Below are 8199 nucleotides of genomic sequence, written 5' to 3' on the forward strand. Positions count from 1 at the left end.
ATGATGGAAAAAGTCGGTATCGGCATCATTGGATGCGGCAATATTTCGGGCGCCTATCTGAAGGCAATGACAGAGGCATTCCCGATCCTCGACATCCGCGGACTGGCCGACCTCAATCCCGAACTTGCAGAGGCAAAAGCCAATGAATTCAACCTTCAGGCTAGGTCTGTTGAAGAGCTTCTGGCTGATCCGAAGGTCGAGATTATCGTCAATTTGACCATTCCGAAAGCCCACGTCGCCGTCGGCCTGCAGGCACTGCAAGCCGGCAAGCATACCTATTCGGAAAAGCCGCTGGGGATTAATTTCGCGGAAGGGAAAAAATTGGCGGATGCCGCCAAGGCCAAGGGTTTGCGCATCGGCGCAGCACCAGACACCTTCCTCGGCGGCGGTCATCAGACGGCCCGCGCCCTGATCGACGAGGGCGTCATCGGCATTCCGGTCGGCGGCACCGCGACCTTCATGTGCCCCGGCCACGAGCGCTGGCATCCCAATCCGGCCTTCTATTACGAAGTCGGCGGCGGCCCGATGCTCGACATGGGTCCCTACTACATCACCGACCTCGTCAACCTGCTGGGACCGGTCGCCAAGGTTGCCGGCTTTGCGGTCACGCCGCGCAATGAGCGCATCATCACCAGCGAGCCGCGCAACGGCGAGCGCATCCCCGTTCATATCCCGACCCATGTCGCCGGAGTCATGGCTTTCGCCAATGGCGCTGTCGTGCAGATCGGCATGAGCTTCGATGTCGCCGGCCACAAGCATGTCCCGCTCGAAGTCTACGGCACCGAAGGCACGCTGATCGTACCGGATCCGAACCGTTTTGCAGGCCCGGTCGAATATCTGAAGAAAGGCGGCCAGTTCGAAGACCAGCCCGTGACCCTGCCTTATGCCGACGGCAATTATCGCTCGCTCGGCGTCGCCGATCTTGCCCATGCCATCCGGTCGAACCGGCCGCACCGCGCAAACGGCGATCTGGCGCTGCACGTGCTTGAGGTTATGGAAGCCTTTGAGAAGGCGTCCGATGCCGGCAACACGGTGACGCTCACCACAACAACGGAGCGCCCTGCTCCACTTTCCCAATCTCTCGTCGACGGACTGCTCGGCAAGTAACATTCAGGAGGAATACATGCGTGAAGCACTGATCGTCTGGGGCGGCTGGGCAGGCCATGAACCGGAACAATGCGCCGCAATCATCAAGGACATGCTCGAGGAAGACGGTTTCAAGGTCTATGTGGAGCACAGCACGGAGGCTTTCGCCGACCCGTCGATCCATGATCTGAGCCTGATCGTTCCCGTTATCACCATGTCGAAAATCGAGAAGGAAGAGGTGAAGAACCTCGCTGCCGCGATCGAAAGCGGCGTCGGTATTGCCGGCTATCACGGCGGCGCCGGCGACAGCTTCCGTGAATCGACCGATTACCAGTTCATCATCGGCGGCCAGTGGGTTGCCCATCCCGGCAACATCATCAACTACACGGTCAACGTCACCCGACCAGACGACCCGCTGATGGAGGGGATCACCGACTTCCCTTATAATTCCGAGCAATATTACATGCATGTCGACCCCTCGAACGAGGTGCTGGCAACGACGACGTTCACCGGCGAGCATGCTTATTGGATCGACGGCGTGACCATGCCTGTTGTCTGGAAGCGCAAATACGGCAAGGGCCGTGTCTTCTATTCCTCGCTCGGCCATGTCGCCAAGGAATTCGAAGTGCCCCAGATGAAGACTATCTTCCGCCGCGGCGCCAATTGGGCGGCGCGCTGATCGGCTGACATCAGGCTGCCGGCCCTAGGCCGGCAGCCCACATGAAAAGCGTATATCTGGACGCCAACATGGGTGCCAAAAGCGCCGATATGCGTTACTGCTGCACGAAGATCAAACCGAACAGCAGGACAATGAGCGACAACGTTATCAAGTTTCGCAAGCCGAAGCCTCCGCCGAAAGCCCCCAATCCGATGCTCCGCAAGCTCCTGGTCATCGCCGCGGTGATCCTCGTGTTTGCCGCCGCCTGGGTCTATTTCCAGGTCACGGGCGCGCCGGCGTCGTAACCTGCGAAGGGACAGTCTATGAGCGTTCGCCCACCGCAATCCTTCAGGCAGTCCTTTTCGGCCGAAGGCGGGGTGAACGTGCTCGAATACGAGCTCATGTCGGAGCGCGCCAGTTCGCTCGGGCGCAACGGACTGAAAGTCGAATCGGCGCTCGCAGCCCTGAAGGCCTGGAATCCCGATCGCCACAGCGCCGAACAGCACGAAACGCTGGTCAACGTGGCATCCGACGCCGTCTGGGCGCTGTTCGTTCAGCGTGAGATCTGCGGCCTGCGCAACAACAAGGATATTATTCAGCGCTACGGCATTCCTGGCGAAGTGCTGGCACGGGTCGGCATCATCAGGAGATAGCGGCGGTGTGGCTCTGTGTCGCTGGCGCAGGATGCGAGACGACGAATGCGCACGCCTCTTTTTCCAGCCATTCGCAGAAAAGCGAGGATTTCCGGTTTCGCCTCGCCCGGCGCAGCGCCACATATTCGTGGCCGCTTTCCAGAAAACCATGCGGGGCGGCCAGCCGGCCGAAGCGAACGTCGTCGGTCACATACGGCCAGGGCACGACGCAGACACCAAGCCCGGCATTGGCAGCCTCCAGCATGAAATAGAAATGCTCGTATTCGACGCGACTGCCCGCCTCGACAACAATGCCCGAGCGTGCAAGCCAGTCGCCCCAGGCCCGCAACCGGCTGCGGGTATGAAGTCTTGCTGCGCCGGTAAAGCGCTCGCCCACGCTTTCCACCAGGGAAGGGGCAAGCACCGGACCGGTCTGCTCGGGAAAAAGAGGAATGACGTCCGCCCCGGCAGGCCAGGGGGCGGTTCCGACGCGGATGGCGACATCGAAACTGTCGCGGGCAAAATCCACCGGACGCGACGAGGCGGTTAGCCGCACGTCGATATCAGGATATTCCGCCTGAAACCGGTAAAGCCGAGGGATCAGCCAGCGCATGGTAAAGGTTCCTGGGCAGGAAACGTCCACGGCTCCGTCCTCGGTATCGGCAACGGCGCGCACGGAGCTGTCGATCTGGTCGAAGGCGGCATTCAGGCCCGACAGCAGCGTCGTACCTGCCTCGGTCAGCCGCAGCTTGTTCTTCGGCCCCTCGAATAAGGGAACGCCGAGAACATCTTCGAGATGCTGGACCTGCCGGCTGATCGCGCTGTGGGTGACATTCAGCTCGTCAGCGGCAAGCGTCATGCGCCCGAGACGGCCGGCAGCCTCGAAAGCGCGGAGAGCATTGAGCGATGGAATGCGACGAGCCATGTGAGTTTTCCGAACAATATCTGTTCGATCATATCGGTTTTCATCCTGCGTTACATGGTGTTTGTTGCGGCTCGCGACATGACTGAATGCCATTTCAGGAACAACAGATGTTGGAACGCAACGCGTTTCGGCAAGGGCGAAGCTTTACCGTTTAAAATAATTACGGAGACCGATCGTGAATAACAGACATGATGACGGAAGCGCAGGCGACGCAAATTACGGCGTAATCGGCACAAATTACAGCAAGTACCGCCAGCCCGATCCGCACATCGCAGAATTCATTCGTGCCGCGCTCGGCAATGCCGAAACGGTGCTGAATGTCGGCGCCGGAGCCGGCTCCTACGAGCCGGTCGACCGGAAGGTCACGCCGGTCGAACCTTCAGCTTCCATGCGCGCGCAGCGCCCGGCACATTTGCCCGAGGCAATCGATGCAACGGCCGAAAAGCTTCCCTTCGCCGATCAGTCCTTCGATGCGAGCATGGCGACTTTCACCGTGCATCAATGGTCTGATCTCAAGACCGGTCTCTCAGAGATGCGCCGTGTTTCGCGCGGCCCAGTGCTGATTTTGAGTTGCGATCCAAATGAGCTCGAGCGCTCATGGCTGTTCGACTATGCGCCCGAGATGATCGCCGTCGAAGCCAGCCGCTATCCAGCCTTGCAGACCATGATTGATCTTCTCGGCGGCAAGATCGACATATCGCCGGTGCCGATCCCGCTCGCCTGCATCGACGGTTTCGGCGAGGCCTATTACGGCCGGCCGGAGCGTATGCTCGATCCCGGCGCCCGGCTAGCCAATTCAGCCTGGAGCTTCGTCGATCCCTCGATCGGTGAGCGTTTCGTTGCAGAGCTCGGCCGCGATCTCAAGGACGGCACGTGGGATGCGCGCTACGGAGAACTTCGCACGCAGCCTTTCTTCGAGGGATCGTTGCGCCTGATCGTCGCCCGACCATAGGGCTTTATGCGAAGAAGCGGTTTTCCGGGCGCGGCAGGCCGAGATGCTCGCGTAGCGTCGTGCCCTCATATTCCGTCCGGAACAGGCCACGGCGCTGCAGCTCGGGCACCAGGCGCGTGGTGACGTCGTCCAGCCCCTGCGGCAAGTAGGGGAAGACGACATTGAATCCATCCGAGCCCTCTTCGTCCAGCCAGCGCTCCATCTCCTCGGCAATGCTTGCCGGCGTGCCGACGAAGGCAAGGCCGGAATAGCCGCCATAACGCTGGGCAAGCTGGCGCACGGTGAGGTTTTCCTCCTGCGCCAGCTTGATGAGCTGAGCGCGGCCGGTCTTGCTGGCATTGGTATCGGGAATATCATTGGGCAACGGCGCATCCGGATCGAAGCCCGAGGCATCGTGGCCGAGCGCGATCGACAGCGAGGCGATCGCGCTGTCGTAATGAACAAGACTGTCGAGGGCCAAACGCTTGGCGCGCGCCTCCTCGATGCTGTCGCCGATGACGACGAAAGCAGCAGGCAGCAGTTTCAGGTGGTCGCGGTTGCGGCCGGTGGCTTCCATCCGGCCCTTGATATCGGCATAGAGCGCCTTGCCGCCCGAGAGATCGCGCGGCGAACAGAAGACCACTTCCGCGGTTTCCGCAGCAAGCTGGCGGCCTGGATCCGATTGACCGGCCTGCACGATGACGGGCCAGCCCTGCACTGGCCGGGCGATGTTCAACGGCCCGCGCACGCTTAGTTCCTCGCCCTTGTGATCGAGCACATGCATCTTCTCGGGATCGAAGTAGATGCCGCTCTCACGATCGCGGATGAAGGCATCGTCGGCGAAACTGTCCCAGAGGCCGGTGACGACATCGTAAAATTCTCGCGCCCGCTTGTAGCGTTCACCATGTTCCACATGCTCGTCGAGACCGAAATTAAGCGCGGCATCTGGATTGGAGGTCGTAACGATGTTCCAGGCAGCGCGGCCATTGCTGAGATGATCGAGCGAAGCGAAACGGCGAGCGACATGATAAGGCTCGTCGAAGGTGGTGGATGCCGTTGCCGCAAGCCCGATCCTTTCAGTGACGGCCGCGAGCGCCGAAAGCAGCGTGAAGGGCTCGAAGGAGGTCACTGTGTGGCTGCGCTTCAGCGCCTCGACCGGCATGTTGAGAACAGCCAGATGATCCGCCATGAAGAAGGCGTCGAACTTCGCGGCCTCGAGCTTCTGCGCGAAGGACTTGATATGGGCAAAATTGAAATTCGCATCCGGATAGGAGCCGGGATAGCGCCATGCGCCGGTATGCAGGCTGACGGGACGCATGAAGGCGCCGAGGCGCAACTGCCGTGAACGGGTCATGTTTTCCTCATGGATCGGGCGAAGCGGTCGCCTGCCCTCTGCTGAACGCTGATGCCGGAACGACGCATCTGTCCGTTGGTTAGGTAAGGGTTGGCCGGTGGCAATTCGAGATCGGTGACGGCAATTTCCCGCGACAATTTCACCAGCAATCCGGTCACTTCCCGGTGAGATCGATAAAGACTGACGTTAGTAGCCAAGGCACGCCCCAGATAAGCAAGCACTTTTCATTTTCTATCGCATCTATAGAATTTATAATCTTATCTCCTGGCTCGATTTCTTTCACCGATAGCGCTGTGAGAACTGGAGAAATCGATGACCACTGTGCAGAGGCAACAAGACCAGGTCCGGCCCATAGCCGCCCGCATTGAAAGCGACGACGAGGCGTTGGAAACTGCTCGAAAACTCGCCGCTCGATTTGCCGCCACAGCCGCCGCGCGCGATGCCGAACGTCGGCTGCCTTTTGCCGAACTCGATGAACTGGCCCAATCCGGCCTGCTGGCGATCGCAGTTCCCGCACAGTATGGCGGGCTCGACGTATCGAACGCGGTGTTGGCCGAGGTGACCGCGATCCTGGCGGAAGCCGACAGCTCGATCGGCCAGATTCCACAGAACCACTTCTACATTCTGGAAGCGTTGCGCACTGACGGCAGCGAGGAGCAGAAACGGTATTTCTTCGGCCGTGCGCTCGCTGGCGACCGTTTCGGCAATGCGCTCTCGGAGCGCGGCACGAAGACGGTCGGGCATTACAATACCCGTATCCGACGCGACGGCCCCGGTTACCGCGTCAGCGGCACCAAATATTACTCCACCGGCGTCCTGTTCGCCGACTGGGTGACGGTTTTCGCGCTCGACGAGGAGGATCGGCTGGTCATGGCCTTCGTGCCGAAGGGCACGGAGGGTGTGGAGATCATCGATGACTGGGATGGCTTCGGCCAGCGCACGACGGGCAGCGGAACGACGATCCTGAACAATATCTATGTTCACGCCGATTCCGTCGTACTCCATCACAAGGGCTTCGAGCGACCGACGACGATAGGTTCCGTCGGCCAGATCATCCATGCCGGCATCGATCTCGGCATAGCCCGCGCCGCCTTCGCCGAGACGCTGGATTTTGTGCGCACCAAGTCCCGCCCCTGGATGGACAGCGGCGCGGAGCGTGCTGCCGACGATCCGCTGACGATCGCCAAGGTCGGGCAGATTGCCATCCGGCTGGAGGCTGCAGCGGCTCTGGTCGAACGCGCTGGCCGCAAGGTCGACGCGGCGCAAATCGAAACGACGGAGGCAACGGTCGTCGAGGCCACGCTCGCCGTCGCCGCCGCCAAGGTGTTGACGACAGAGATCGCCATCGAAGCCACCAATACGCTCTTCGAGCTTGCCGGGACCTCCTCTGTCAAGGCTGATCTCCACCTCGACCGGCACTGGCGCAATGCACGCACCCATACGCTGCACGATCCCGTGCGTTGGAAATATCACGTCGTTGGCAATTACCACCTAAACGGCGTGATCCCGCCGAAAAACGGCGCGCTCTAATTCTCTCCTCAACTGAAAACCCCATTTCCGATTGCGGAAATGGGGTTTCTTTTTTGAGAAAATGTACCTGATCTTAGCTGTAGAGGCTGACTTCAGGAATCTTGTCGTTCAGCACGAACTCGCCGACTTCCTTCGCCTTGTAGAACACCGGATCGTGCAGCGTATGGGTGCGCACATTGCGCCAGTAACGGTCGAAACGATATTTCTCCGCCGTCGAGCGTGCGCCTGTCAGCTCGAAAACCCGGGAGGTGATATCGAGCGAGACATGGGTGGCATGTACCTTGGCGGCATAGGCTTCCGCAGCCGCCTCGCCACGCTCGCGGGCCGTCACCGCCTGGCCCTTCGCAAGCCCCGCCTGAACCGCGGCAGCAGCCGCATCCGCAAGTGCTGCAGAGGCCTTGAGTGCCGCCGTAAATTCCCCGACCCGCTCAAGGATATAGGGGTCATCGGCAGCGCGCTGGACGCCTGATGTCACCCAGGGCCGTGTCGTCGTGCGCACATAATCGACCGCAGCCTTGAGCGCGCCTTCGGCGCTGCCAAGATAGAAATTGACGAAAACGAGCTGGATGAGCGGTGTATTGAAGGTCGAGAGCACCGGCGGGGCTGCATCAAGGGCAGCCGGAGCGCCGACGAAATCCTCCTCGTAGACGGGAAAATCGTGGAACTCGACGCTGCCGCTGTCAGAGAGCCGCTGGCCAAAATTGTCCCAGTCGTCATTGGCCTGATAGCCGGGCCGATTGGTCGGCACGGCGAAGCCGACGATGTTGTCGTCGAGCGTCGCATTGGCGTTGATATAATCGGAGACATGGGCGGCGGTGGAAAACGACTTGCGCCCGTTCAGCATATAGCCGTTGCCACGACGGGTGAGCACAAGGCCCGGATCGCGTGGATTGACGGCCGCACCCCAATAGAGGTTTTTCGCAACGGTTTCAGAGCCAAGCGCATGGGCGCGAGCTTCCTCAAGCGCCCAGTAGACATATTGGCTGTTGACGTAGTGATAGCCGAGAAGCTGGCCGATCGAGCTTTCGCCGCGCGCGAGGATGCGCACCAGCCGCAAGCCATCCACCCAGTCAAGGCCACTGC

Annotated in this window: 10 protein-coding genes; 6 read left to right on the forward strand and 4 right to left on the reverse strand. The window is 60.5% G+C overall.

Annotated elements, in window-relative coordinates; genetic code table 11:
- Window positions 1-3 precede the first annotated feature (3 nt).
- The 4 genes from AC1D35_RS27765 to AC1D35_RS27780 are packed head-to-tail and all read left to right on the forward strand — an operon-like array spanning window position 4 to window position 2397.
- Entirely contained in the window at window positions 4-1107 is a 1104-nt protein-coding gene (locus AC1D35_RS27765) for a Gfo/Idh/MocA family protein (protein WP_477852115.1), read from the forward strand.
- Between the two features lie 16 nt (window positions 1108-1123).
- Entirely contained in the window at window positions 1124-1765 is a 642-nt protein-coding gene (locus AC1D35_RS27770) for a ThuA domain-containing protein (protein ID WP_113428865.1), read from the forward strand.
- 41 nt (window positions 1766-1806) lie between these two features.
- Window positions 1807-2049: a hypothetical protein gene (locus AC1D35_RS27775; protein WP_477852122.1), complete on the forward strand. Its 243-nt coding sequence runs from the start codon at window positions 1807-1809 to the stop codon at window positions 2047-2049.
- 18 nt (window positions 2050-2067) lie between these two features.
- Window positions 2068-2397: a DUF6665 family protein gene (locus AC1D35_RS27780; protein WP_477851881.1), complete on the forward strand. Its 330-nt coding sequence runs from the start codon at window positions 2068-2070 to the stop codon at window positions 2395-2397.
- Here AC1D35_RS27780 and AC1D35_RS27785 read toward each other — a convergent pair.
- Window positions 2387-3301, reverse strand: a complete 915-nt coding sequence (locus AC1D35_RS27785) for a LysR family transcriptional regulator (protein ID WP_477851882.1) — start codon at window positions 3299-3301, stop codon at window positions 2387-2389. The two genes, AC1D35_RS27780 and AC1D35_RS27785, sit on opposite strands and share 11 nt — an antisense overlap.
- Before the next feature lie 175 nt (window positions 3302-3476).
- Here AC1D35_RS27785 and AC1D35_RS27790 point away from each other — a divergent pair, with 175 nt between their 5' ends.
- Complete coding sequence (locus tag AC1D35_RS27790) at window positions 3477-4253, forward strand: class I SAM-dependent methyltransferase (protein ID WP_477851884.1); 777 nt, start codon at window positions 3477-3479, stop codon at window positions 4251-4253.
- A 4-nt stretch (window positions 4254-4257) separates the two neighbouring features.
- On the opposite strand, the gene AC1D35_RS27795 is transcribed toward AC1D35_RS27790, so the two are convergent.
- Both AC1D35_RS27795 and AC1D35_RS27800 read right to left on the reverse strand, forming a co-directional pair.
- A complete protein-coding gene (locus AC1D35_RS27795; protein WP_477851885.1) occupies window positions 4258-5586 on the reverse strand; it encodes an LLM class flavin-dependent oxidoreductase in 1329 nt (442 codons plus the stop codon).
- On the reverse strand, window positions 5583-5807 hold the full coding sequence (locus AC1D35_RS27800; RefSeq protein ID WP_477851886.1) for a hypothetical protein: 225 nt from the start codon (window positions 5805-5807) through the stop codon (window positions 5583-5585). The genes AC1D35_RS27795 and AC1D35_RS27800 overlap by 4 nt, the downstream gene beginning before the upstream one ends.
- Before the next feature lie 91 nt (window positions 5808-5898).
- Here AC1D35_RS27800 and AC1D35_RS27805 point away from each other — a divergent pair, with 91 nt between their 5' ends.
- Window positions 5899-7116, forward strand: coding sequence for an SfnB family sulfur acquisition oxidoreductase (locus AC1D35_RS27805; protein WP_477851887.1), 1218 nt, complete (start codon window positions 5899-5901; stop codon window positions 7114-7116).
- 73 nt (window positions 7117-7189) lie between these two features.
- Here AC1D35_RS27805 and AC1D35_RS27810 read toward each other — a convergent pair.
- A partial coding sequence (locus AC1D35_RS27810; protein ID WP_477941122.1) for an acyl-CoA dehydrogenase family protein occupies window positions 7190-8199 on the reverse strand: 1010 nt, incomplete at its 5' end.

The organism is Rhizobium sp. P1_E6, assembly GCF_056405875.1.

Excerpts from the sequence above, each read along its gene's own strand:
- AC1D35_RS27765 (WP_477852115.1), top strand. The coding sequence starts at position 4 with ATGGAAAAAGTCGGTATCGGCATCATTGGATGCGGCAATATTTCGGGC.
- AC1D35_RS27770 (WP_113428865.1), top strand. The coding sequence starts at position 1,124 with ATGCGTGAAGCACTGATCGTCTGGGGCGGCTGGGCAGGCCATGAACCG.
- AC1D35_RS27775 (WP_477852122.1), top strand. The coding sequence starts at position 1,807 with ATGAAAAGCGTATATCTGGACGCCAACATGGGTGCCAAAAGCGCCGAT.
- AC1D35_RS27780 (WP_477851881.1), top strand. The coding sequence starts at position 2,068 with ATGAGCGTTCGCCCACCGCAATCCTTCAGGCAGTCCTTTTCGGCCGAA.
- AC1D35_RS27785 (WP_477851882.1), bottom strand. The coding sequence starts at position 3,301 with ATGGCTCGTCGCATTCCATCGCTCAATGCTCTCCGCGCTTTCGAGGCT.
- AC1D35_RS27795 (WP_477851885.1), bottom strand. The coding sequence starts at position 5,586 with ATGACCCGTTCACGGCAGTTGCGCCTCGGCGCCTTCATGCGTCCCGTC.
- AC1D35_RS27805 (WP_477851887.1), top strand. The coding sequence starts at position 5,899 with ATGACCACTGTGCAGAGGCAACAAGACCAGGTCCGGCCCATAGCCGCC.